The sequence below is a fragment of the Priestia sp. SRI_019 genome (assembly GCF_057586255.1).
The window spans coordinates 1-225 of the sequence record NZ_JBYCZN010000043.1 but is presented as its reverse complement, the minus strand read 5'-3'; the positions used below and the strand labels follow the sequence as shown (position 1 = coordinate 225).

Below are 225 nucleotides of genomic sequence, written 5' to 3'. Positions count from 1 at the left end.
ATTGGTGGAGCCTAGCGGGATCGAACCGCTGACCTCCTGCGTGCAAGGCAGGCGCTCTCCCAGCTGAGCTAAGGCCCCATAAATGGTCGGGAAGACAGGATTCGAACCTGCGACCCCTTGGTCCCAAACCAAGTGCTCTACCAAGCTGAGCTACTTCCCGTTTATGGCGCGCCCGAGAGGAGTCGAACCCCTAACCTTTTGATCCGTAGTCAAACGCTCTATCCA

At 57.3% G+C, this 225-nt stretch carries 2 tRNA genes; both read right to left on the bottom strand.

Features of this window, described 5'->3' with window-relative positions:
• Window positions 1-2: 2 nt before the first annotated feature.
• A tRNA-Ala gene (locus tag AC2YJL_RS27760) sits at window positions 3-78 on the bottom strand.
• A gap of 5 nt (window positions 79-83) precedes the next feature.
• Window positions 84-160 (bottom strand) — tRNA-Pro (locus tag AC2YJL_RS27755).
• Window positions 161-225: the final 65 nt, after the last annotated feature.